Genomic DNA, 25,875 nt, shown 5'->3' on the forward strand with positions numbered 1-25,875 from the left:
CCAATATGTCAATGAACGTGGCGAATCGCCACCGATAATCATATATCAGCGCGGTCCGTGCAATGCTACAGAGATAAAAAAATCAATTACCCCCGGACATTGCCCAGTGGAGAATACCGGAGTCGAACCGGTGACCTCCTGCGTGCAAGGCAGGCGCTCTAGCCAGCTGAGCTAATTCCCCTTTATCAGTTGTCAGTTAACGGTTATCAGTTAACAGTACTATATAACGGCAACTCAACACCTAGAATTTCCTATTCAATATCAAATGAACTTCTCTCAGTAGTCTCGGGCAGGCTCGAACTGCCGACCTCTACATTATCAGTGTAGCGCTCTAACCAGCTGAGCTACGAGACTTCAACAATATATCATTATTGGCATTGAACAGACAACATCAGAAAAGATCCGGAACGGTCATCCCAGTGCGGGCCCGACATCATATCGGGCGACCTTTCTCTAGAAAGGAGGTGTTCCAGCCGCACCTTCCGGTACGGCTACCTTGTTACGACTTAGCCCTAGTTACCGATTTTGCCCTAGGCCGCTCCTTGCGGTCACGGACTTCAGGCACTCCCGGCTTCCATGGCTTGACGGGCGGTGTGTACAAGGCCCGGGAACGTATTCACCGGATCATGGCTGATATCCGATTACTAGCGATTCCAGCTTCACGGGGTCGAGTTGCAGACCCCAATCCGAACTGTGACCGGCTTTGTAGATTCGCGCCCCCTTGCGGGGTGGCTTCCCTCTGTACCGGCCATTGTAGCACGTGTGTGGCCCAGGACGTAAGGGCCGTGATGATTTGACGTCGTCCCCACCTTCCTCACGGTTTGCACCGGCAGTCCCGTTAGAGTCCCCAACTTTACTTGCTGGCAACTAACGGTAGGGGTTGCGCTCGTTATAGGACTTAACCTGACACCTCACGGCACGAGCTGACGACAACCATGCAGCACCTTGCGGGCGGTCCGAAGAAAGGGACGTCTCTGTCCCATGCAGCCCGCATTTAAGCCCTGGTAAGGTTCCTCGCGTATCATCGAATTAAACCACATGCTCCACCGCTTGTGCGGGCCCCCGTCAATTCCTTTGAGTTTCATTCTTGCGAACGTACTCCCCAGGTGGGATACTTATCACTTTCGCTTGGCCGCCGAGACCGAGGTCCCGACAGCTAGTATCCATCGTTTACGGCGTGGACTACCGGGGTATCTAATCCCGTTCGCTACCCACGCTTTCGTCCATCAGCGTCAGTATATGGTTGGTCACCTGCCTTCGCGATCGGTGTTCTATGTGATATCTATGCATTTCACCGCTACACCACATGTTCCGGCAACCCCACCATAACTCAAGACCTGCAGTATCAAGGGCAGTCCCACGGTTGAGCCGTGGCCTTTCACCCCTGACTTACAGGCCCGCCTACGGACCCTTTAAACCCAATGATTCCGGATAACGCTCGGACCCTCCGTATTACCGCGGCTGCTGGCACGGAGTTAGCCGGTCCTTATTCTTACGGTACCGTCAGCTCCCCTCACGAGGGGAGGTTTCTTCCCGTATAAAAGCAGTTTACAACCCATAGGGCAGTCATCCTGCACGCGGCATGGCTGGATCAACCTTTCGGCCATTGTCCAATATTCCTCACTGCTGCCTCCCGTAGGAGTCTGGTCCGTGTCTCAGTACCAGTGTGGGGGATCCCCCTCTCAGGGCCCCTAACCATCGTTGCCTTGGTAAGCCGTTACCTCACCAACAAGCTAATGGTACGCATGGCCATCTTTGTCCGATAAATCTTTAAACATCCCATCATGCAATGTGATGTTACCATGGGGCATTAATCCAAATTTCTCTGGGCTATTCCCCTGACAAAGGTAGGTTCCATACGCGTTCCGCACCCGTGCGCCGGTCGTCAGCAAATAGCAAGCTATCCCTGTTACCCCTCGACTTGCATGTGTTAGGCCTGCCGCTAGCGTTCATCCTGAGCCAGGATCAAACTCTTCATTGTAATGCGTCATATACTATATGTCGCCCCAAATACAACTGAGCCCGGCACCAAAATGGTTCATTCTAAATCTTCTCTGATTTACGCTGTCTGTTTCAATAATGCCAATGAACTTCTCTTTATATAAAGACAAAAAAAACGCCCTTCCGAGCTCCCTTTCCGTCCCCGCAAAAACAATACCTTTACCGTTTTAGCGGGTGCAAATATAAGCACCTTATTTTTTCTCCGCAAATGGTTTTGAACTATTTTTTTGTCAAAAAATTATAAAAATCTGTAACCTACTGCTTTTCAGATGTCAAAAGATTAAAAGTTTTTGCACCTTAAGAAAAGAAATTCCATACCAAGCCAAATCGTATCACAAAATCTCTATATGGATAGTTTGGAGCTGAATAGAATATGGGTTCTGAAAAAGAAGAATTAAAATGTTCTAGTTTAAAATATATCCTCGTTTGTTTCACTCTTGCATTTATGAAAAAATCCAATAGCGGAAAACCTCCAAATTCTTCTTGGTTTTGAATATAGAATTCACCCAATAATGGATGATACGCATTCATATTGTAGGATGTAAAATATTTGAACGTAACCCCTGTTTGTAAAAACATTGCCTTTTTAAAGACATCGGAAGAAAAATACAGTGAATTTCGGGTAATTAGCTGAGGTACATTCAGAACCTGTTGATTCTGAGTCACATCTTGAAACAAAACGGTATTGGCCAAAGCCCATTTTTTCCATTTGAATTCTTTAATATATTTTACCCTTAGATGATTAACCGTTTCATTTTCTTGAAAAGGTCTAACAAATGCCGTCTCTGCCAAATCCGAAGTTCTTTGCTCATCTGTTATAGTAGAAGCGAAAAAGCTGTAGTTATCAATTGCACTATACTTCGCTTCAAGAAGACCCCACTTTCTAGAATTAAAACTTAAGGTTACAGTTTGATTCTGTTGTTTTTCAAAAAGTGTATCATTTTGCCAATTGAAATTTTGATAATCGCTTTGATACAGCAAATAATTAAAATTTGGTAATCTAGATGATAGATGCACTCCCCCTGAAACTGTGGTATTTTCGTTGACACGGTAAATCGTAGAAAAATCAAAAGTGTTACCCGTAAGTTCTCCCGAAATAGTATAATTGATATCACCTTTTAAAACAAGGTTTCCAAATTGATTGAAGTAAGTACCTCCAACAGAAATCTCTTCTCCTTCAATTTGGTTTTGGATGGTCTGCGTGTCGGTTATGAGAATGCTGTTAAAGAAATAATTATAGTTATATAGGCTTGCATTTCCTGTCAATGAGCCCAAGGTGCCGTTTGAAAATTCTGCAGACAATTTATTGAACAATGTCTTTAAACGTGCTCTGTCTGCAATGGGGGTAGAGAATGTACCTTCCCCAAAAGCATCAACTCCTGTAGGCTGCATAAATTCATAAAACTTTGTCTCATAGTTAAATTCATGACCCAGCCTTATTTGGGTCTTTTTCTCGTATATAGAATCTTGTTTACTTTTAAACAATACATACTGATGGTCAAAATAATATCGTTTGCCCAAAATTCTGTTATTGGCAAGAGTACTGGCGTTTCCAAACAAAACATCTATCCTACGCCTATCAGTAAAGTCGCCTTCCGGGTCGTTTTCGAATTGTTCCCGGTCCGAAATTCCACCATTTTCTTCAGAGTCTAAATCTTGAGCTGCGATATGCCCTCTAAGCCTGTAGCGATTATTCTCTGTTCTGTAATTAAAAGTGGTTTTAAAATTACCTGATTGCGCTTGGTTAAACTGGTATTTGCCCAATGACCGAAAACCCTTAAATCCGACAGAAAAGTTAAGTCGCTTACTGACATTGAAAGCAAGCAATGCATCTAATAGTTGCCCTTGTTCCAAAGTGGTTTTGAACATCAAATCGGAAACTGGTGTTGCTACATCATAGTAATTGATTTCTTCTGTTTCTTGGTAATTAAAATTTCTGCCAAGAGCTCCCAATCTAGGATAATAATGACGATTAGAAAATTGCACCCCCAAAGTGTTGTAGGGTTGACCAATATTTGCAAAGGGCATTAATTCAAAATCATCCCTTCTGAGGAAGTTATACTTGTATTCCTTTTGGATAGTCAAACTGGTATCCAGAAAAGTTGTGTCTCTTGAATACGAGATAACTTTATAGTCCTTTATACTGATTACCCCCTCTTCCTTTAAGGACAATGAATCGGTTTTGTTAGAATTAAGAGGAGGCTCCGGTTTTACTGAGTCCTGCGCAACGGGAGCAATTGGAATTGAATCTTGTTGCGCATTTATAATAGTAGCATTCAACAACAATAAGGAAATCACACTAAAAAATCTCATGCCCTGATATTGACAAGCAAAGGTATGCGTTTTGTTGTTATAGGAATGTGAAAGTTTTACGCTTAAATAAAAGTGAGATACAACCCAATTCAAGAATGTTTTAAATTCCGCTAATCAATATTTAGATAAATCATAAATCTCAAAAAAGTATGCATTATCGATTTAAGCTTAAATAAGAAATAGTTAGAGTAGTCTATAATGAAATTTTATTGACCGTCGGACAAAACGAATAAAGAAATTCTTCAATAAACAGAACTAAAAAAAGTCAAACAATTATATGAACCTGTTTTTTCCTGTGCATCTTTTTGGAATTATCCTGCCCATTTAGAATATCAAAAAACACTTTAAACAAAAAAAGCTGCCTCTAAACTTTAGAGGCAGCTTTTATCTAATTGATATACTAATTTAATTAAAATCCAGGATTTTGCTCAACAAAAGGAGATAAATCCCTTACCGCTTGAGGTATAGGAAAAATGGTAAAATTTGCCCCAGGCGCAGACGCAGCTTCTTGAGGTTGTCCCGGTCTCCTTAAATTCAGACCGTTACGCAATAAATCCATTCTTCTTTGGCCCTCAAAAGCAAGCTCTTTTCTACGCTCGTTCAGGATAATATCCAAATCAACACTTCCAAGATCACTCAAACCTGCCCTTGATCTTAGTACATTGATATCATTAACCGGTGTGTCCCCTATAGTAGTGCCGCCTCTTAAATTAGCTTCGGCCCTTGTCAAGTACATTTCAGTGATACGCATAACCGGAGCATCATCCGAATTATTAACACCTTCAGGGAACTTACTTGTAAAAACAGCATTTTCACTAATTGCTCCTGGACCTTCTTGGTTCAGTTCAGAAAAGCGTAAGTCTCCTGCTTCTTCTGCATAGGCATCCAAAAGGTTCTGTGTGAATGGAACATCACCACGTCCCACTGGTTGTGGGTTACTTAAGCCAGAAAATCCTTGACCTGTATCTTGACCATCCACTTCATTGTTAACCAACGTAAATATATGCTCTGCATTATCAGGTGAATCGTAAAAGGTATAATCCGTTGCCAGCGTGTAAAATGAATCACTTATGACCATATTTGCCATATTGGCCGCTTCGTCCCATCTCTCTTGGTACAAATATAATTTTGCCAAAAATGCCCTTGCAGCACCAGGGTTTGCTATGACTCTGGTACCATCAGCTAAAAGAGGTATTACGGCCAGCATTTCAGATTCAACAAAATCATGGATTTCGCCTAAAGTTGCTCTTGGGAGTTCCTGTCCTGGTTCTGAACTTGTCACCAAAGGAACGCTCAAATTGGAACGTCCTCCACCCACCTGTAATGGCTGTCCAAACACCGTGGACATATTGAAGTATACCAAAGCCCTCATAAACCTTGCCTCGGCAATGGCCTGGGTTCTTTCAGCATCCGTAAAATCCTCATCTTCCACAAGAGGAACATTATCAATTACCAAATTGGCCGCACCAATCGTTTCATAGTTATCATCCCATATTCCAAAGATGGAAGTGTTATTTGCCAAAGTGGCGTATACACTGACCTGTTCAAATGATGAGAAAGTACCTTCAAAGGCACAGTTATCCGATTGCCACTCTTGTATGAACTGGAAGGTCCCGTTCAATACGTCATCCTGTTGGGCCCTATTGTATATTCCCACAACTGCTCCCAAAGCAGTAACTCTGGAACTAAAAACTATCTCATTGGCTATATCGTCCTCAGGCAATAGTTCTAATTGGTTCTCACATGAAGACATTACCAACAACAACAGGGCCAGTATCGTACTTAATTTATATTTATTCATCTTATCCATTTTAATAATTAAATAGTCTTAGAATGAGACATTCATTCCAAATGTAAATGTCGAAGCCTGCGGTACCGTAAAGAAATCCTGGCCTAGAGTACCACCTCCGTCAGCTCTGTTAGATCCTTCTGGATCATATCCTTCCAAATCGTCACTTTTAATTGTCAATAGGTTGGTTCCCGTTGCATAGAGCCTAACATTGGTCATAAACGTTCTGTCAATAAAGCTTCTTGGCAAAGTATAGGCCAAGGTCACGTTTTTCAATCGAACAAACGACCCATCTGCAATCTGGGCAGATGAAGTTTGCGCAAAGGTAAAGATAGTAGAACTAGCTGGATTAGGGACGAACGCCTGGTCGCCTGGTTGTTGCCATACGTTTAGCACCCTTGTAGTCTTGTTGAATCCACTGATTGGATTTTCTGTAAATTCCCTGGATGTTAGCAACAAATCATTACCAACCGAATAATTAAACAATGTGCTCAAGGACCAGTTCTTGTAAGTAAAAGTATTTGAAAAACCTCCTACAAAATCTGGGTTACCCTGTCCAACTATTCTTCTGTCTGCACCTACTGGTGATGTTGTCGGATTACCGTCAGCGCCCAACCATTCTGCGTCTCCCGTTTGCGGGTTAACACCAATATAAGGAATTACATACCATGAGTTTGCGGACTCACCCAACACCGCTCTCTGTGGCGAGTTGGCCAAAGAACCCCCTGCTTGTTCAACAAATGGTCTTCCCTGTTCGTCCAAAGCGGCCGTTTCAGGCAAAGAAGTCACCTCATTCTCGTTGAAAGCAATGTTGAAGTTAGACGTCCAACTAAAGCCCTCTGGGTTATCAAAAATAGTCGCATCGATGGTAAGTTCAACCCCTCTGTTCTCCAATTCACCAACATTCTGGAGTACATTATTAAGACCATTGTTGAAAGTTGGATCCACTGGAACAAGAAGAATCAAATCATCAGTTGTTCTATTATAATATTCAGCATTAAATGTCAACCGTCTATTGAAGAAACTTGCCGAGAGTCCAACATCCCATGTCGTTGTGCTTTCCCATTGTAGATCAGGGTTCGGTATAACAAGTGGGGTCAGTCCAGATTGACCATTGTAGTTGTTTGTTCCAAAAGTCCCCAAAGAAGGGAAGAAGTTCAAAACTCCCGTGGCAAAAGTTATTCTATCGTTTCCGGTTGAACCGATACTAGTATTAAGCTTAAGTCCCTGAATCCATTCCACATCCTGCATGAAAGGTTCTTCAGAAATGTTCCATCCTGCAGCCGCAGACCAAAACGTTCCAAAACGGTTATTCGCTCCAAATACTGAAGACCCGTCCCGCCTTAAGGATCCCTCCAAAAGATATCTACCATTGGCATAATCATAAGATACACGGGTTAGATACGAGACTAGAGAGGTCGCATCACCGCTAGTAAAAGTAAGAGGGAATGTAGACGCGGATTCAACATTTCGTTGAGCGTCGGACAGGAAACCTGTACCGTCAGCCCTGATAATTCTAAATTCATTCTTTTCAAATGAATATCCAACAAGCCAACTTAGGTTATGTTTTTCGCCAAAGGTTTTATTGTAGGAAAGTAAGCTGTTCACTACTGTCCTGTTCTGTTGGGAAATTCTGTTTCGTGCAAATCCACCTGGTGACAACAACTCCACGTTACGCTCGATAACGTCGTCCAAATTTCTATCGATTCCTAGTTCTTGCTTGAAACTAAGACCATCTATGAAGGAAGATAGATCAAAGTCCAAATAGGCATTACCTATAATTCTGGTAGTGTTCTGGTCATTTTGGTTTAATTGCTCTTGAGCCACAACATTTCCACCACCTACGTTACCTGCAACCCTAAAGTTTCCTTCCTCATCAAATGGTCCTCTATCAGGCCTTTGGAGCAGTGCAACTGTATATGGAGCAGCGAAGGCGTTTTCAGCCGGTGTACGGTCAAAATTGTTCTGTGATACGTTCATGTTCATCCCTGCCGTTAACCAATCAGTGGCCTTTGCCTCTACATTGGCCCTGAAACTTGTTCGGTCCAAAGAGTTACCAATTAAAATACCTTCTTGTCTTTCACGGGTGGCACCAATGAAATAACTCGCTTTGTCATTACCACCTCTTACGCTGAAATTACTATTGGTAGAAACCGCTGTTCTTGTAACAAGATCAATCATATCAACATTCTCACCGCTATCAGTCAACAAAGTCTGACCTGTTACCGATCTGATGGATGTGGTAAAATCAATGAACTCCTGGCCAGTCAATAGGTCAGGCGAATCGGTGAGGGTGGAAAATGAAACATTGGTGTTTATATCCACAGTTACCCTTCCGTCCGTTCTTCCTCTTTTGGTAGTAATCAACACCACACCGTTACCACCTCGAGAACCGTAAAGTGCAGCAGCAGCAGCAGATTTAAGAACAGAAATGTTTTCTATATCATTGGGATTGATGGTCGCTAATGGATTGACCCCCTGTCCCGTTCCCTGGGCAAGAGTGTTGAAGGTATCTCCCAACACAACACCGTCTATAACAAATAACGGCCTAGAGCTACCTCCTAGGGAATTCGTTCCTCTTATCCTAACCTCAGGTGCCGCTCCAACAAGGCCCGAGCTACTGACCACCTGCACCCCTGCAGCTTGCCCTTGAAGAATATTTTGTGGTGAGTCCACCACTAAATCCTCAATGGACTCACTGCCTATCTCCGAGATACTTGTGATTACATTTTTCTTGGATTTTTCACCATATGCAACTACGACCACTTCCTCTAATGCCTGGGCATCTTCTTCCATCTGAACATTTACAGTACTGGACGCTCCCACGGTAATGTTTACCGTTTTTTGACCCAAGTAACTGAAACGCAGTCTTTGACCCGTATCAGCAGAAATTGTGTAATTACCGTCAAAATCGGTTTGAGTTCCTGAAGTAGTGCCCACCACCACTACGGAAACTCCGGGCAATGGAAGACCGTTTTGATCGGTCACATTACCAGAAATTGTCTTCTCTTGTCCAAAAGAGAAATTGATACATAGCACAAAGAATGAAGCTAGCACCAAAGTTAACTTTGATCTCATTTATTTGAATTTTTGAATTAGTCAACGGCTAAAATCTTAATAAAAACTAAAAATTCCAAAAATTACTTGCACTCAACCCCAATAAATGTTAAAAAGAGATTAATAATTATGATTTTTTAGGTTAATTCACGTCAGCTTTATGAAATAGCAAATTCTTTAACTATTCTATTTCATCTTTTTGCTTTCAAACTATTTTCTATTCAAAATACATGAGTTTAAGACGATTTAATGCACCTGGCAGCATTGCAGGAACAGATGAAGCAGGAAGAGGTTGTTTGGCCGGTCCAGTTACCGCAGCAGCCGTTATACTGCCTTTTCATTTTAATAATAATGTTTTAAACGACTCTAAAAAGCTAACGGAGGCAAAAAGGGTTAGACTTAAGTCCTTAGTGGAAGAAGCATCATTAACATATTCTGTTCAACATGTCTTTGAAGAAGATATTGATAAAATCAATATTCTTAATGCTTCTTTCCTTGCCATGCACAAGTCACTGGATAAGCTTTCTCCAAAACCAAACCTAATTTTAGTAGATGGAAATCGATTTAAACCCTATCAATCCATAAAACATCATTGCATTATAAAAGGAGATGGCAAATACTTGAGCATTGCAGCAGCTTCTGTCCTAGCCAAAACGTACCGAGATGCCTACATGGAAAAGATTCATGAGGAATTTCCAATGTACAACTGGAAGAAAAACAAAGGATATCCAACAAAAGAGCATCGAGATGCAATCAGAAAATATGGAATTTGCAAATACCACAGGAAAAGTTTCAGACAATTACCCGAACAATTGATGCTCGATATCTAAAACCCTAAATTTGTTTCAAAATCTCAATATGAAACCTCGGATAATCCATTTATTCTTTCTCATATCTTTTTTTTCCTGCCAAAAGGAGGCCAAAACCTCCGACATCTTTCTCGAACAATTACCTACAAACGCCACTTTTTTTGTTAGTGTTAATGACATGACTGGTCTTTTAAGCGAATTAAAGAATAGCATGATTTCAAAAAAAGGGGAGATTATAAACTTTATAGACCTAATATTAGGGGAAAGTGAGACTTTGGCCTTGATTCGTACCGAACATAAGTCAGTACTTGGGTTTTATAGAACTGGTAGAGAGAATCATGATTTCATTTTGGCAACGAAATCCGACTCCAATATTTTTGATGTTTCTGGGGTTCCTAACCATTCTTCGGAAACTCTTTCTTATGAAAACCATACAATAAACAAGTACGTAGTTAACCAAAAGGAAGTTTTCTCGTCCAAAAAGAATGGGTTCCAACTATTAAGTTCTTCACAAATGCTCCTTGAAAACCTGCTTAGAGCGAATTCCTATCCTGTAGACGACAATTTAGAACGGTTGTACAATGCTTCTGAGGAAAAAAAATCGGGTACCATTTTTATGAATCTCAGTGAATCTTCTTTTTCACCAGATGAGACCTCACAGAAAACGCGTTTCTCAGAATGGGCCAGTTTTGACATTTCGTTGAACCAGAACAAAGCATCCTTAAGCGGAGTGGCCACAGCTTCGGATTCAACCAGAATGTTCATAAATCTTTTTAAGAATACAACTGCACTTGGCATTAAAACACCCTTGTATGCCCCTTCTAAAACCGAAGCACTTATCGCTTATACCTTCAATGATTTTTCTGCTTTTCAAGAAAACCAGGTTCAATTTCTAGACCGTGTTAAGGCAAAAGATACTTTGTTGAATACCATAGAGGAAGTTGGACTAATTAGCATAAACAAGAAGAAAGTTGTTTTTTTAAGTTCGTTTGGTGGTGAAGGGTTGGCCGACTTTTTATCAGAAAACAAAAAATCTTCATCAAGTTATCAGGGAAGTGATATAAATAGTTTCAGCGATAAAAACTTGGTGGCTTCTGTGTTTAAACCTCTTGTAAACGATTTTGAATCCAATTACTATGTGGTTCTTGAAAACACTTTTGTCTTTGCAGAGACCATTGAACCACTGCAAACAGTAATCAATAATTATAGAAACAGGTCAACTTTTTCTAAATCGAGAATGTATGATTCCGCAACTGAAAATTTTGCAAATGAATCCAGTATGCTCTTTATATCGGACAATATGGGCATGGATTTGTTATCTGAGCAACCATTTTTAGCTGAAATCTTTAACAAACAAGAAACAAAGAAATTGGACAATCATACATTTGGAGCCCAACTGGTAGCGGATAACGGCTTTATGCACACCTCCTTTTTGGTTTCCGAAACTAAAAAAGCCACTGCCACCAACACCACAATCCCACTTTTTACAGTGGAGTTGGATTCTGACCTGGCTACTGACCCCTCGTTTGTAAAAAATCATCGGAATAACAAACAAGAAATTGCAGTTCAAGATCGAGATAACTTTCTCTATCTTATTTCAACGGAAGGAAAGGTACTTTGGAAAAAACAGCTGGAAGGTAGAATCCAAGGAAAGATACATCAGGTAGATATTTATAAAAATGGAAGACTCCAGTTGGCCTTTTGCACGAATAATGAATTTATGGTTGTTGATCGCAATGGTGAAGATGTGCCTCCTTTTAAAATAAAGTTTGAAGGCGGAAATTTAAATCCATTGGCGGTTTTTGACTACGAGGGCAACCGGGATTATCGATTTGTGGTCACACAAGGCAAAAAAGTTTTTATGTACAACAACAAAGCACAAATTGTTAACGGCTTCACCTATAAAGAGTCAACGAGAGATATCATTCAAGCTCCAAAACATTTTCGTATATCAAGCAAGGATTTTTTATTGTTTCAATTGGCGGATAACACACTTAAAATCCTTCATCGTGATGGACGGAATAGAATTTCCGTAAACCAGAAAATTGACTTTTCAAAAAATGAGTTTTTTGTTTACAAGAACAAATTCTCAACCACAGACACAAAGGGAATATTGACACAAGTGGACCTTCAAGGAAAGGTAACAAAAACCAATTTTAACCTAAGCAAAGATCATGGCATGTATGCCACAAGTAAAACCTTGGCCTTAATGAATGACAATGTTCTAAGTATAAAGGGCAAGAAGGTTGAGTTAGAACTTGGGGTCTATTCAAAGCCCAAAATATTTTACATCTACGATAAGATTTACGTAAGCGTAACCGATATCCAAAACCAAAAAATATACTTGTTTGATAGCCAAGCCAAGCCAATTCCCAATTTTCCAGTCTTTGGCAATTCCCTTGTTGATATGACGGACATGGAGAACGACAGAAAGCTTGAAATAGTGGCTAAAGATCAAGATAATTCGCTTATTGTTTACAAGCTAAATTAACACCTTCTTTACCGCTAATTATACATTGGTTTAGACAAAACACACATCTTGCGTAGTGGCTAACACATTTTTTTGTAGTTTCCAATGATTTGAATTACAATTACTTACAAATAACCAAAACACTACACAAATGAAAACCTCCATTAAACTACTTGTTGGTTCAATAGTAATGCTGTCCTTCTGCCATAGCGGAAACGCCCAATTTTTTAAAAAATTGGCCAAAAAGGCGGAGAAGGCTGCTGAACGAACTGTAGAACGTAGAGTGGAAACTGAAACCTCCAAAAAGACAGACCAAGCCTTAGACAGCGTCTTGGGTACAGGACAAGAGAAACAACGGGGCCCAAATACTCCGCCAACTCCTTCTGGTCAACAAGGTGATTCTGGCACCACAAATCCAGGTACATCTGGTTCAGGAGACGTCCCCGCTTCTGGTCCTAAGACACTGAATGTCTATAGTAAATTTGATTTTGTCCCCGGAGATAAACTTTTATTCGTTGATGATTTTTCCAATGACTTTATTGGTGATTTTCCTTCAAAGTGGAACACAAACGGCGGTGGTGAAATGGTAACCATTGATAACTCTTCCAACAAGTGGTTCGCCATTAATCCTGGTAGTTTTGCGGTACCCATCACAGATTTCACTTTACCTGAAGAATATACAATCGAATTGGACCTAAGGTTTTTGAATTTAACCAACAAAACTACGTCTGTTGTTGAAGTGCAATTTATATGTGCAGAAAATGCAAACCTAAGCTACAATGGCGCTTATGCCATGACTGACCTTAACCCTGTTCAATATATCGCAGTAGGCCCAGAAATCAGAAACAGGTTTTCTGGTGATTCAGACCCTATCCGCAATCGGATGAAAAGTGATTTCCGTAAAGTTTATAAAGAAGAAATGCATATTTCGATAGCTGTTAACAAAAACCGCTATCGCTTCTGGATCAATGAGACCAAAATCTTTGACGTGCCGCAGCTTATTAAAGATCCTTCTAAAATCAACAACTTCAAAATCTTTATGAGAGGCTTGAACCTGGATAAGGGGGAACGTATGCTTATTTCCAATCTTAAGATTGCTGAAGGTGGTGTGGACCTCAGAAGAAAATTGATTGCTGAAGGAAAAATATCCACAAATGGGATTCTTTTTGATTCCGGTTCAGCCAACATAAAACCCGAATCCATGGGTATTATCAGACAGATTTATCAGGTATTGCAACAAGATAGTTCTATAAGTCTCAAGATTGTTGGCCACACAGATTCCGATGGAAATGAAGCTGGTAATCTATCACTCTCGGAAAAAAGGGCTGCAGCGGTTAAGGAGGCGTTGGTATCAGTTTATGGTGTGGATTCCAGTAGACTTTCCAGCGAAGGAAAAGGAGAATCGGAACCTATAGGTGACAATTCCACCTTAGATGGAAAGGCACAGAATAGAAGAGTGGAATTTATCAAGCAATAATTTAAGTCATGACAAAAAAACTTTTTAGGGGCCTTATCGTATGCCTATTTATTTTTTCAACCAAAGCACAGGAAAACTGTAGTTCCTATTACCCTATGGTACAAGGCGCATCATATGCCTATGATCTTTACAATAAAAAGAACAAGCTAGAAGGAACAACATCCTATGTCGTTTCTAATGTTCAAAACAATAGTGGAAATACCTATGCCACAATGAATCTAAAGTATGAGGATGCCAAAGGAAAAAACGCCTTTGAATCGGATTACAACATTACCTGCACAGGTGATGGTATCAAGATTGATTATAAAAGTCTATTCCCAAGTCAAATGCGACAGCAATATGAAGAAATGGGATTGGAGATGGATATTACAGGTACCGACGTGGAAGTACCCAACAATTTATCTGTAGGAAAGGAATTATCGGATGCAAATGTTAATGTAAACATGAACATGAGCGGTATGAGTATGAAGATAGAGGTGAACACTACAGATAGAAAAGTGGTTGGAAAAGAATCTGTTACCACACCGGCTGGGACTTTCGATTGTTACGTCATAGCCGCAAATATATCATCCGAGGTGATGATGACCAAGCAGCAAATTAAAGACAAACTATGGCTTTCTGAAGGCGTAGGAATGGTGAAACAAGAAACCTATAACAACAACGGGAAGTTAATGAGCAGTATGGTACTGACTTCCCACAGCAAGTAATAAAGAGGCCCCGATTATTGAATTGGGGCTTTTTCTTTTGCAATTTCCGCTTCAAAAAGAGATTGGAAATGCCTCAATAGCTTTTGTCTTACCTCTTCCATATCAACTTCCTGCTTTCCGAGCTCCACATTCAATGAGGTTACCGCTTTGTCTTTTATCCCACAAGGAATCATCATATCAAAATATCCCAAATCTGTGTTTACATTGAGTGCAAAACCGTGCATAGTAACCCATCTGCTTGCCCTTACACCCATGGCACAGATTTTCCTTGCGAATGGAGTCCCAACATCCAACCAAACTCCAGTCTCCCCATTCGAGCGTTCTGCCTTTAGGCCGTACTCTGCCAAGGTCAAAATGACCATTTCTTCGAGAAACCTAAGATACTTGTGGATGTCCGTAAAGAAATTGTCCAAGTCCAAAATAGGATAACCCACAACCTGTCCTGGCCCGTGGTACGTGATATCGCCTCCTCGATTTATCTTATAGAAAGTTGCATTTTTTTCTTGAAGTGCCTTCTCATCTACCAATAAGTTATTGATGTCTCCGCTTTTCCCTAAGGTATACACATGAGGATGCTCAACAAACAAGAAGTAGTTGGGAGTTTCCAATTCACTCCCATTTCTTCTATTGGCAATTTTTGTATCCAGTATTCCTTTAAAAAGTTCTTCCTGGTAATCCCAAGTCTCCTTGTAATCTTTGTACCCCAGATTTTCTAGAATGACCTTTTTGTTCATTCAGCAAAGATACGAAGGGAGAAGGTGGGAAACTAGTTTTCCAGTTCCACTTCCAAATCCAACAAAGTGGGGTCCTTCATAAGCTCCAGAAACTTTACTTCATAAATGAGTGTTTTTCCATCTGCACTGAAGGTAGCACTTTCAGCTGAAGCCGATTTAACCCGTTTAGGAAAGTGATATTTGAGCGTGTAGGTAGATCCCGAAAGAAACATTTCGGCACCTTGAAGACTATCAATACTTTGTTGAAACAAGTCTTGGTCCAAGATTTTGGCTTTTCTTGAAAAGGTACTTCCTGCAAAACTATAGTTGACTTCTGTTGCAGATTCCTCTGCCCCTATTTTGGGTTGCTTGCCTTGTCCACTATTGGGGCCCAAAGAACTTGCACTTTGAAATGCGTTGAACGCATCATTGACCTCGTTTACATTTTTAAACTCACTGAACAAATCAAACTTCATTTGCTTTGTTTCAGGATTCATGAGCATATGCATATTGAAACGCTCCAATTTCTTGAGCTTTGCTTGTTCTTCAGGAGATAATTGAGCTATACTATCCTTCTTTTCTTCCAATATATCCTTAAAGGAAATAAGAGAATCCACTGCTTTTTCATTGTCTTTCATCATCTCCTCTCCAGCCATTTCCATAAGTTCAGAGCCATCAAAATTGATGGAAAGCTTTCCTGAGCCGTCTTCGTTTATGGTGATTTCTTCCGTGAAATTGCAAGAAAAAGCAAATGCAACGGCAATGGCCATTGTCAAAAAATGAATTCGTTTCATGGTATTGATTTTAGTTCGTGTTATTTAGAATGACAAGTGCCCCAATTACACCGGGGACCCACCCGCACAATGTCAAAAGTAAGACAATAACAAACGAACCACAACCTTTTCCGATGACCGACAAGGGTGGAAACAAAATAGCTAATAAAACTCTCCAGAAACTCATATTTGATTGATGATGATGTACTTAATTAGTAGCATAAATCCTTTTTTTGTTACAACGATTTTCTATTTTTATCACTTTAGTTCTTCATATGAAAACTAGGTTGATTCTTTTTGCTTTTCTTTCCTTTTACCTTGCAAAAGGTCAATATCACTTTTCAGGACATGTCTCCAACGAAAATGCGGGGAAATCCATTTACCTATCCATGGTGGAGGATTATAGAAAATCTTCACGGATCTACTTGGACCAAATCATAAAGAGAACCAAGGTCGATTCCACCGGTAGCTTTCAATTTAAAGGCAATAATCTCCCCGTAGAAAACAGAATATACCGGATTCATCTGGACAATTGTGAAGAAGGTGCAGAATCTGCCCACTTTTTAGGAAAGTGCCAAAACAGTCCAAATGTGCTATTCATTGGAAATAACTCGGATTCAATTCAATTCCCTACCTCATTTGAAAACCAAGCACTTTGCACTGTAGAATCCACAAATACCAAATCTCAATTGCTTTTGGATGTAGAATCGTTCAAAGAAGAAATGATATTTGATTTTACAGAGTTTCGTAGTGATACCAATCTAAAATTGAATCTAAAAAATTGGTTTTCAAAACTTCAAGAGTTTGGAGAAAAAGCCAACGAACCTCTGGTTGAACTCTATATTTTCGACTTTCTTTCGGACAAAAAGAATGAAACCTACAGCTTTTATCTTCAGGATATTGTAAAAAACCCATATTATGAAAACCTTGTGACTAGGTTACAGAAGAGCTATCCTAATACTAGTTTTGTAAAACAATATGAAGCAGAAGTAACTACTGACAAACAATTGGCAAGCTTTGAAAATCCTTCTGCATTTAACTGGCAAACACTTTTGCTTGTTTTACTTATCCTTTCAATCGGTTTTAATGCCTTCTTTCTTCTGAAAAGCGGAAAAAAAGGAGATGTTTCAGGGATACTTCAAAAACTTACTCCTCAGGAGCAAAAAATTGTAGAGCAAATACAGGAAGGAAAAAGCAATAAAGAAATCGCCGCAACGCTTTTTGTAAGCCATAGTACAGTAAAAACCCACATCAACAATCTGTACAAAAAACTCAATGTGTCTAGTCGAGAAGGCATATTAACCTTATTGAAAAAATAGATTTCCACCCCCGGTCTAGACCCAAAATCCATCTACACTTCCGCTTGCATCTCCTTTCTTTTGGGGAATTTTCGCTCCAAATCAAATCTTTTATATATGAAAACTATTGTATGTGCAGCTTTATGTTTTTGCACTTTAATTATCTCTGGACAAGAGTTCAATCAGGAAGTGGTTTTGGAAAACGGTAAAAAATTTATGGTTGGTAAAATCAATCAAAAAGGGTTGGAAAGTGAACCCTATGCCGATTGGTTCAAACCCGGTTACGAATCGTATATGGTAGATGAGCAAATGACCCGTATGTTCAAAAAAAACCTCGGAAAACATGACATCAAGTTGTTTTTAGGTACCTGGTGCGGCGACAGCAAGCGCGAAGTTCCTAGAATTCTAAAAATTCTAGAAAAAAGTGGTTTTTCTAAAAAGCAATTGGAAATCGTTGCTTTGGATAGAAGAAAAGAATACTACAAAAAGAGTCCGACCGGAGAAGAAAAAGGTTGGAACATTATCAAGGTACCCACGATTATCTTTTTAAAGGATGGAAAAGAAGTCAACCGAATTGTAGAAAGTCCCATTGAATCCCTTGAGGAAGACATGGCCCAGATTCTTCTGGGCAAGCCTTATTTGCCCAATTATGCACACTTGGACAAATCCAAGTAAAAATTAAAGCGCAAAAGTGTAATTTTGCGCTTTAATTTTTTTTCAGACATGCAACTATCGGAACAAGAAATCGTTCGAAGAGAGAAATTGGCCAAGCTCAGAGAAATGGGAATAGACCCCTATCCTGCGGCACTTTATCCCGTTGATGCTACCTCTAAAAGCATTAAAAACGATTTTGAGGAAGGAAAACGAGTCGTTATTTCCGGTAGATTAATGTCACGTAGAATCCAAGGCAAGGCCTCTTTTGCCGAGCTTCAGGACAGTGAAGGTCGTATCCAAGTTTATTTTAATCGCGATGAGATATGCCCAGGAGAAGATAAGACCCATTACAATGAAGTTTACAAAAAGCTATTAGATATTGGAGATATCATTGGTATAGAAGGAGAACTGTTCACTACCCAGGTAGGTGAAAAAACAGTGATGGTCAAGAACTTTAGCCTTTTGAGCAAAGCGCTGCGTCCTCTTCCATTACCCAAAGCCGATGCAGAAGGTAAGGTTTATGATGAATTCAACGATCCAGAACTTCGATATCGCCAACGTTACGTGGACCTTGTTGTCAATCCATCCGTAAAGGATACGTTCATAAAAAGGACCAAAATCACCAATAGCATTCGTGAGTTTTATAATGAAAAAGGGTATTTGGAAGTAGAAACCCCTATTCTTCAACCTATTCCAGGGGGTGCTGCGGCACGCCCGTTTTTAACGCACCATAATGCCTTAAATATTCCATTATATCTAAGAATAGCCAACGAATTATATCTAAAACGTTTAATCGTGGGTGGTTTTGATGGGGTGTATGAATTCTCCAAAGATTTCAGGAACGAAGGCATGGACCGCACCCACAATCCTGAATTTACCGTAATGGAGCTCTATGTAGCCTACAAAGACTACAACTGGATGATGGATACGACGGAGCAGCTATTGGAAAAAATCGCTCTGGATGCTACAGGAGGCACAAAAGTGACCGTTGGGGAAAACGAAATTGAGTTTAAAGCTCCATATGCACGTGTACCGATTTTAGAGGCCATTAAAACCCACACCGGATATGATGTTGCAGGTATGGATGAAAATCGATTAAGGGAGGTAGCTCAAAAGTTAGAGATTGAAGTAGATGAAACCATGGGTGTCGGCAAGTTAATCGATGAGATATTTGGTGAAAAATGTGAGCACTACTACATACAACCTACCTTCATTACAGATTATCCTAAGGAAATGAGTCCGTTGACCAAAGAACATCGGGACAATCCGGCACTAACCGAGCGTTTTGAACTTATGGTAAATGGCAAGGAGCTTGCCAATTGCTATTCTGAGTTAAACGACCCTATTGACCAACGGGAACGTTTTGAAGAACAACTCCGCCTATCCGAAAAAGGTGATGATGAAGCTATGTTCATTGACCAGGATTTTCTCCGTGCTTTGGAATATGGTATGCCCCCTACCGCTGGGATTGGCATTGGTATAGACCGTTTGGTTATGCTGATGACCAATAATTCTTCCATTCAAGAGGTACTTTTCTTCCCACAAATGCGTCCTGAGAAAAAGCAGGTAGAGCTAACGGAAGAAGAAAAAACTATCATCGATATTCTTAGAACTAATGGTGAAATGCCTTTGACCGAACTCAAGGAAAAGGCTGGGCTTAGTGGCAAAAAATGGGATAAGAGTACCAAAAACTTATCCAAATTAGGCTTGTTTGCCGTAGAGAAAAACGAGGATGGGCTTTTTGCAAAATATATTGGATAAATTGTTTTTTGTAGCTGTAGTTTTTCCATAAAACGAAGCAGCCCGCTAGCAAAACTTTAAGTTAATAGTATTCAAAATACTTTGAGTAGAGCAAATAGACAATTAAAACTTCGGTTTTAAAAAAAGCTCTATATTGCCAACATTATCCATTAATAGGATATTCCGCGCAGCTACCCCTTAATCTTATTAAACTACCTACATGAAAAGAATGAAATTTGCATTCCTTTTGTTGCTTTGCGCTGTTTTTTCTGGCCTGGCACAAGAGGTAACAGGAACCGTCTATGACGACCAAAACCAGCCATTACCCGGGGTTTCAATTTTACTCAAAGGCACCAGCACAGGTGTAATCACAGACTTTGATGGCCACTACACTATTGAAGCAAATACTGGTGACACACTGGTGTTCTCATACGTGGGGTTCAACACACAAGAGGTCACAGTTACCGGCACTACACTCGACGTTACATTACAAGCCGGCTTGGCCCTGGAAAATGTTGTTGTTGTGGGATCTAGAAATCCAAATAGAACTGCAACGGAAAGTACAGTCCCTGTAGATGTCATAGATATCAAAGAACTTAATAATGTTGCTCCCCAAGTAAATCTAAACCAGATACTTAATTATGTGGCACCTTCCTTTACTTCCAACACGCAAACAATTTCTGATGGTACGGATCATATTGACCCGGCCTCTTTAAGAGGTCTTGGGCCAGATCAAGTTTTGGTTTTAATCAATGGTAAACGTAGACATACCTCTTCTTTAATTAATGTGAATGGTACTTTCGGGCGTGGAAGTGTAGGGACAGATTTAAATGCAATCCCTGCGGCGGCAATAAAACGTGTTGAAGTGCTTAGAGACGGTGCGGCGGCTCAATATGGTTCTGACGCCATTGCTGGTGTAATAAACATTGTTTTGAACACAACCGTAAATGAATTGACAGCCACCGTTACCAGCGGAGCCAATTTTTCAAAAAATGCAAATGGTCAAACTGGTGGCATAGATGGTGAAACAACAAACTTTGCGGCTAGCTATGGTTTACCCCTAGGCGAGAATGGTGGCTATATAACGTTCTCAGGTGATTTTGATGTTCGACAAGATTATAATCGTATGAAAGAATGGGAAGGTAATGTCTTTAATCTTTACAATACTGTAGAACGCTTTGCCAATCAAGATGGTTATAATCTAGCTGACCTATTGGATGATGATGTTTCAGATGTAATTCAGTATGCAAATCGGGCTAATATCAATTTAAACGGAGCAACGACCAAAGAAGAACTTCAACCCATTCTATCTGCTGATAATACCGAAGCAGAATTGGCAGCGCGAGGTCAGCAAAGAAGAGATTTTAACATGAGAGTTGGTCAATCTGCCTTACGAGGTGGTAGGTTTTTCACCAACTTCTCATTACCCTTGGATGATAAGGGCACAGAATTATACTCCTTTGCAGGTATTAGCTCAAGAACAGGTAATTCAGCAGGATTCTACAGACTTCCAAATCAAAGTAGAACATTTACTCCGGCTTACATTAATGGATTTTTGCCTGAAATCAATTCAGCAATAACTGACCGTTCATTATCCGCAGGCATAAAAGGTATGATAGGTGATTGGAATGTGGATTTTAGTAACACCTATGGAAAAAATTCATTCCTGTATACTATTGGAAACACTTTTAACGCTTCTTTACAAAGCTCATCTCCCACTGTTTTCGATGCAGGTGGATTTTCTTTTAGTCAAAACACCACAAACTTAGATGTCAATCAATTTTTTGATGATATAATGTCTGGTTTAAACTTGGCATTTGGAGCAGAGTACAGAGTAGAAAACTATAGCATCGAAGCTGGCGAAGAAGCATCATATTCGCAATATACCGGTGATGGCCAGGTGATAACCTTGGCTTCACAACAACCTTCCCAAGATTTCTTTGGAAATCCTAGACCAGGTGGTTCACAGGTTTTTCCTGGCTTTAGTCCAGATAACGAACTCTCTAGGGGAAGAAGCAGCGTTGCAGGATATTTTGATGTAGAAGCGGATTTCTCGGAAAGGTTTTTGGCAAGTTTTGCCACAAGATTTGAAAATTACAGCGATTTCGGTTCAACCATTAATTTTAAATTGGCTACTCGCTTTAAGCTATTTGATGATTTGAATTTGCGCGCTGCCGCAAATACTGGATTCCGAGCACCTTCATTACATCAGATTAACTTTAACTCCACCTCAACGATTTTTGATCAAAACGGAAATCCACAGGAGGTTGGAACCTTTGCAAACGATAGTAGAGCGGCTGAACTTCTAGGCATACCCCAACTTAAGGAAGAAACATCCAGTAGTGTTAGTTTAGGGTTTACCGCAAAAGTTCCAGATGCCAACCTAACCTTTACCGTAGATGGTTATTTTGTTAAAATTAATGACAGAGTGGTGTACACCGGACAATTTTCTGGCCCTGGAAATGGCACGGAATTGGACAACTTACTAGCCCAAGCCAATGCAACCGCAGCATCTTTCTTTGCCAATGCCATTGATACTGAATCAAAAGGCTTGGATGTTGTCATTACGCATAAAGCTCAGCTTGGTGATAAATGGAGGTTAAAATCAGATTTAGCTGGCACTTTTTCTGAGACAAGACAAGTGGGTGATATAAATGCATCACAAGTGCTTGAAAATGCAGGATTGGTGGATACCTATTTTCCAGAGGATAGTAGGGTTTATCTCGAAGAGGCTGTGCCTAGAACTAAAGTAAACTTATCCAACAGTTTAACTTCCAACAAGTTGGTTTTCTTTTTAAGAAACGTATATTTTGGAGAAGTTACCGAGGCTACCACAAATGTTGATAGACAACAAGTATTCGGAACTAAATTGGTTACCGACCTATCTGTTGGATATAAGGTCACTTCGGCTCTTACATTCACCGTTGGAGCTAACAATTTATTTGATATTTATCCCGACAGAGCGGCAGAAGTTTTAGCTGACGATGGAAATAACCGAAGTTCTGGGCGCTTTGATTGGTCCAGAAGAGCACAACAATTTGGAATTGGAGGTAGATTTTTATTTGCAAGAGCCAATCTTTCTTTGAAATAAATAGTGAACCCAAATATTTTATAAAAGCCCCATTCTTGGGGCTTCTTTATTTTTTTGGATGTACCACTTTCCTAAAAGTACCATTCTTTTTCCTTTTAGTACAAGAATGCTATAAGGGCCCACTCTAATTTTGCTCCATCATTTTAAAACGTAAAGTAATGAGCAAAAGAGCATTAATTATAGGAGGCAGCAGTGGTATCGGAAAAGCTACGGCAGAAAATCTTCTCAACCAAGGTGTTGAAGTACATGTAGTAGGTACAAATTCATCGAAATTGGAAGCTTTTAAAAAGCAGGGCGGAGAAAATTTGGTTACCCATAAAGTAGACATTACCAACAGAGAACAGGTAAAGGATTTAGTTTCAAACATAAATAATCTAGACAACTTGGATTATTTGGTAAATGCCTCGGGGATTTTTGGACCTAAGGCGTTCTTGGAACACACTGTTGAGGATTATGATTCCTACTTGGATTTGAATAGAGGATTCTTTTTCATTACACAGGCTGCTGCTAAAAAAATGAAGGAAACTGGAGGAGGTTCCATTGTGAATGTAGGTTCTATGTGGGCAAAGCAATCTGTAAAAGCAACCCCCTCTTCCGCATATTCTATGCAAAAAGCAGGTCTACACAGTTTGACTCAACACTTGGCCATGGAATTGGCTGACCATAAAATTAGGGTAAATGCGGTTTCACCCGCTGTGGTTGAAACACCTGTGTATGAAAGTGTATTTGGTGGCAAGCAAGAGGCAAGTGATGCTCTTCAAAACTTCCATGGTTTTCACCCAATTGGCAGAAATGGTCGAGCACAAGATGTTGCAAACACCATTTCGTTTTTGCTATCTGACCAATCGTCTTGGGTAACCGGAGCCATCTGGGATACCGATGGTGGTGTTATGGCTGGAAGAAATTAAATGAAAGGATATTTTTAGGGTGGTCTTTACGACTACCCTTATCTATGAAAATACCATGAGTACGATACATTCAAAATACATAATTGTAGGTGCTGGATTATCAGGTTTGACAACAGCATATCACTTGATGAAGAATGGCGAAAAAGATTTCGTCATTTTAGAAGCAAGGGATAGAATTGGAGGGAGAATACTTACGAAGGATGGTATTGATTTAGGGGCCACATGGTTCCAAAATCATCATACCTATCTATCAAAGTTTTTGGAAGACCTATCGATTGATAAATTTGAACAGTATTCCAAAGGCAAAAGTGTTCTAGTGTACAATACAATGGCACCTGCTCATTATTTTGAAAGTCAACATAATGGACCATCGGCCTATCGTATTACCGATGGTTCAATTTCCATAATCAACAAATTGGCAAGTCTTCTATCTAAAAAAATCAAACTGAACAGTAAGATTTTTTCCATCACCGAAGAAGGAGACCATATAAGTTTGAAAACTAATCAGACCGAATACTCTACAGAAAAGGTAATTATGACTATTCCCCCTAAACTGGCATCAACCTTGGATTTTAGCCCAGAATTACCTGAAAAGCTAATCCAAATCATGACATCTACCCATACTTGGATGAGCAATGCCATAAAAGTGGGTATTCTTTTCAATACGCCTTTTTGGAGAGCAAATGATTTCTCCGGAACCATTATTGGCCAGGTAGGACCCGTTATTGAACTTTATGATCATTGTGATTATCATGAAAAAGTTTTTGGTCTTATGGGTTTTGTTAATGAGGGGCTGCGCGACACTTCCACAGAAATCAGAAAAGAGAAAATCTTGGCTTATCTGGAAAAGTATCTCGGCAAAGAAGTGAGAGACCATACTACCTATTTTGAAAAAGATTGGTCTTTAGATCGACAAACATCTTGTGAGAACCTAAAATCCGTTTACATGAGTCCGCAATATGGGCATGCGTTATACGATGAGTGGCATTTAGATGGAAAACTTATTTTTTCGGGTACTGAAACCTCTCCTATTCATGGTGGGTATCTTGATGGAGCCGTATACAGCGGAATCAATGCTGCTCAAAAAGTATTAGATGCCCAATAACCGTATCTTTAAATGGTAACTAATCTAAACTCAGCTCAGTTAAATTGTCCAAAATAGCACAATACCACCTTCACAAACTTCAACCGGAAAAGCTTCAATTTGAGGTATACGACCTTCGCAGCTATCGCAAAAAAAGCGGAAATCATGCCGCAGTTCCTCATTCGCATAGCTACTACCAGATCATTTGGTTTTTTTCCGAAGGCGGCACCCATACGGTTGACTTTAAAACATATTCGGTAAACACCAATACCATACTTTTTATCTCTAAGAATCAAATCCATGCTTTTGATAAAAATTTGGACATAGAGGGTTGGCTCATTCACTTTAATGAAAGCTTTTTTATGCATACAGATGTTGATATTTTTCTGAAATACAACATTTTCAAAACCCAAACCAACCCATGCTACGCCGTGGAAGTTGATGCCATTTCAACAGCTAAGACATATATGTCGCTTATTTTGGATGAATTAAAGCAACGTAATCGCTTTGGTTTTGAAGAAAATATTCGATTCTTGCTTAAATCCCTATTGATTACTTTGGAAAGAGCCCATCAAGAATACTCAACCAAAGCTTTGGAATTCAATAGTCAGCATGAACTTATATTCTTTCAGTTCAAAGAACTTATTGAGCAACATTACAAGGAAAATATAACCGTTAAAGAGTATGCGGCAAAGCTGCATATCTCTTCAAAAACACTAACCACTATTTCTAAGGAAATCATTGGAAAATCACCATCGCAATTGATTCAAGAAAGAATAATCCTTGAGGCCAAACGATTACTAAAGTTCACCCCCTTGCAAGTGGGGGAAATAGCTTTCAAAATAGGTTTTGAAGACCCGTCGTACTTTATCAAATTCTTCAAAAGACACGAATCCCAATCTCCTAAATCCTATAGGGAAAATATCCAAGATGAAAACTAGGGCCCTTGTTTGGCTTTCACCTTTTATTTTCATTAAAAAAAGTCTAGTTT

The 25,875-nt window shown here is 39.9% G+C and carries 17 protein-coding genes, 2 tRNA genes and 1 rRNA gene; 11 read left to right on the top strand and 9 right to left on the bottom strand.

Annotated elements, in window-relative coordinates:
* Nucleotides 1-107: 107 nt before the first annotated feature.
* The 6 genes from ACOKFD_RS08960 to ACOKFD_RS08985 all read right to left on the bottom strand — a co-directional run bounded on the left by ACOKFD_RS08960 (nt 108) and on the right by ACOKFD_RS08985 (nt 9,181).
* Nucleotides 108-181: transfer RNA gene (locus ACOKFD_RS08960), tRNA-Ala, on the bottom strand.
* A gap of 99 nt (nt 182-280) precedes the next feature.
* A tRNA-Ile gene (locus ACOKFD_RS08965) sits at nt 281-354 on the bottom strand.
* Between the two features lie 103 nt (nt 355-457).
* Nucleotides 458-1,981, bottom strand: a 16S ribosomal RNA gene (locus ACOKFD_RS08970).
* 317 nt (nt 1,982-2,298) lie between these two features.
* Nucleotides 2,299-4,314, bottom strand: coding sequence for a putative porin (locus tag ACOKFD_RS08975; RefSeq protein WP_422860904.1), 2,016 nt, complete (start codon nt 4,312-4,314; stop codon nt 2,299-2,301).
* Between the two features lie 409 nt (nt 4,315-4,723).
* Nucleotides 4,724-6,115, bottom strand: coding sequence for a RagB/SusD family nutrient uptake outer membrane protein (locus tag ACOKFD_RS08980; protein ID WP_422860905.1), 1,392 nt, complete (start codon nt 6,113-6,115; stop codon nt 4,724-4,726).
* Nucleotides 6,116-6,142: 27 nt separating this feature from the next.
* Nucleotides 6,143-9,181: a SusC/RagA family TonB-linked outer membrane protein gene (locus tag ACOKFD_RS08985; RefSeq protein WP_422860906.1), complete on the bottom strand. Its 3,039-nt coding sequence runs from the start codon at nt 9,179-9,181 to the stop codon at nt 6,143-6,145.
* A 209-nt stretch (nt 9,182-9,390) separates the two neighbouring features.
* Here ACOKFD_RS08985 and ACOKFD_RS08990 point away from each other — a divergent pair, with 209 nt between their 5' ends.
* From ACOKFD_RS08990 to ACOKFD_RS09005, 4 genes are all read left to right on the top strand, one after another.
* Complete coding sequence (locus tag ACOKFD_RS08990) at nt 9,391-9,990, top strand: ribonuclease HII (protein ID WP_422860907.1); 600 nt, start codon at nt 9,391-9,393, stop codon at nt 9,988-9,990.
* A 190-nt stretch (nt 9,991-10,180) separates the two neighbouring features.
* On the top strand, nt 10,181-12,460 hold the full coding sequence (locus tag ACOKFD_RS08995; RefSeq protein WP_422860908.1) for a ribonuclease HII: 2,280 nt from the start codon (nt 10,181-10,183) through the stop codon (nt 12,458-12,460).
* Nucleotides 12,461-12,590: 130 nt separating this feature from the next.
* Nucleotides 12,591-13,916 (top strand): OmpA family protein, encoded by a 1,326-nt coding sequence (locus ACOKFD_RS09000; protein WP_422860909.1) that lies wholly within the window; start codon nt 12,591-12,593, stop codon nt 13,914-13,916.
* Between the two features lie 8 nt (nt 13,917-13,924).
* Nucleotides 13,925-14,623: a hypothetical protein gene (locus ACOKFD_RS09005; RefSeq protein WP_422860910.1), complete on the top strand. Its 699-nt coding sequence runs from the start codon at nt 13,925-13,927 to the stop codon at nt 14,621-14,623.
* A 14-nt stretch (nt 14,624-14,637) separates the two neighbouring features.
* On the opposite strand, the gene lipB is transcribed toward ACOKFD_RS09005, so the two are convergent.
* Genes lipB through ACOKFD_RS09020 form a run of 3 tightly spaced genes read right to left on the bottom strand, consistent with a single transcriptional unit; the run spans nt 14,638 to nt 16,296 of the window.
* Entirely contained in the window at nt 14,638-15,357 is a 720-nt protein-coding gene (gene lipB, locus ACOKFD_RS09010; RefSeq protein WP_422860911.1) for a lipoyl(octanoyl) transferase LipB, read from the bottom strand.
* 32 nt (nt 15,358-15,389) lie between these two features.
* The gene (locus ACOKFD_RS09015) at nt 15,390-16,130 is read right to left on the bottom strand and encodes a hypothetical protein (RefSeq protein ID WP_422860912.1); all 741 of its coding nucleotides are present in this window, start codon (nt 16,128-16,130) and stop codon (nt 15,390-15,392) included.
* A 10-nt stretch (nt 16,131-16,140) separates the two neighbouring features.
* Entirely contained in the window at nt 16,141-16,296 is a 156-nt protein-coding gene (locus ACOKFD_RS09020; protein ID WP_106143045.1) for a YqaE/Pmp3 family membrane protein, read from the bottom strand.
* Nucleotides 16,297-16,384: 88 nt separating this feature from the next.
* Here ACOKFD_RS09020 and ACOKFD_RS09025 point away from each other — a divergent pair, with 88 nt between their 5' ends.
* The 7 genes from ACOKFD_RS09025 to ACOKFD_RS09055 all read left to right on the top strand — a co-directional run bounded on the left by ACOKFD_RS09025 (nt 16,385) and on the right by ACOKFD_RS09055 (nt 25,825).
* A complete protein-coding gene (locus tag ACOKFD_RS09025; RefSeq protein WP_422860913.1) occupies nt 16,385-17,428 on the top strand; it encodes a response regulator transcription factor in 1,044 nt (347 codons plus the stop codon).
* 96 nt (nt 17,429-17,524) lie between these two features.
* Complete coding sequence (locus ACOKFD_RS09030) at nt 17,525-18,082, top strand: thioredoxin family protein (RefSeq protein ID WP_422860914.1); 558 nt, start codon at nt 17,525-17,527, stop codon at nt 18,080-18,082.
* 48 nt (nt 18,083-18,130) lie between these two features.
* Nucleotides 18,131-19,822: a lysine--tRNA ligase gene (gene lysS, locus ACOKFD_RS09035; RefSeq protein ID WP_422861014.1), complete on the top strand. Its 1,692-nt coding sequence runs from the start codon at nt 18,131-18,133 to the stop codon at nt 19,820-19,822.
* A 199-nt stretch (nt 19,823-20,021) separates the two neighbouring features.
* Nucleotides 20,022-22,892 (top strand): TonB-dependent receptor, encoded by a 2,871-nt coding sequence (locus tag ACOKFD_RS09040; RefSeq protein ID WP_422860915.1) that lies wholly within the window; start codon nt 20,022-20,024, stop codon nt 22,890-22,892.
* Between the two features lie 158 nt (nt 22,893-23,050).
* Nucleotides 23,051-23,800 (top strand): SDR family oxidoreductase, encoded by a 750-nt coding sequence (locus ACOKFD_RS09045; RefSeq protein WP_298997554.1) that lies wholly within the window; start codon nt 23,051-23,053, stop codon nt 23,798-23,800.
* A 55-nt stretch (nt 23,801-23,855) separates the two neighbouring features.
* Nucleotides 23,856-24,905 carry a flavin monoamine oxidase family protein gene (locus tag ACOKFD_RS09050; RefSeq protein ID WP_422860916.1) on the top strand — a complete coding sequence of 350 codons (1,050 nt, stop codon included), beginning with the start codon at nt 23,856-23,858 and terminating at the stop codon, nt 24,903-24,905.
* A 44-nt stretch (nt 24,906-24,949) separates the two neighbouring features.
* Nucleotides 24,950-25,825: an AraC family transcriptional regulator gene (locus tag ACOKFD_RS09055; protein WP_422860917.1), complete on the top strand. Its 876-nt coding sequence runs from the start codon at nt 24,950-24,952 to the stop codon at nt 25,823-25,825.
* The last annotated feature ends 50 nt before the right edge of the window (nt 25,826-25,875 follow it).

The organism is Flagellimonas ulvae (genome assembly GCF_049333175.1).
Lineage (GTDB): Bacteria > Bacteroidota > Bacteroidia > Flavobacteriales > Flavobacteriaceae > Flagellimonas.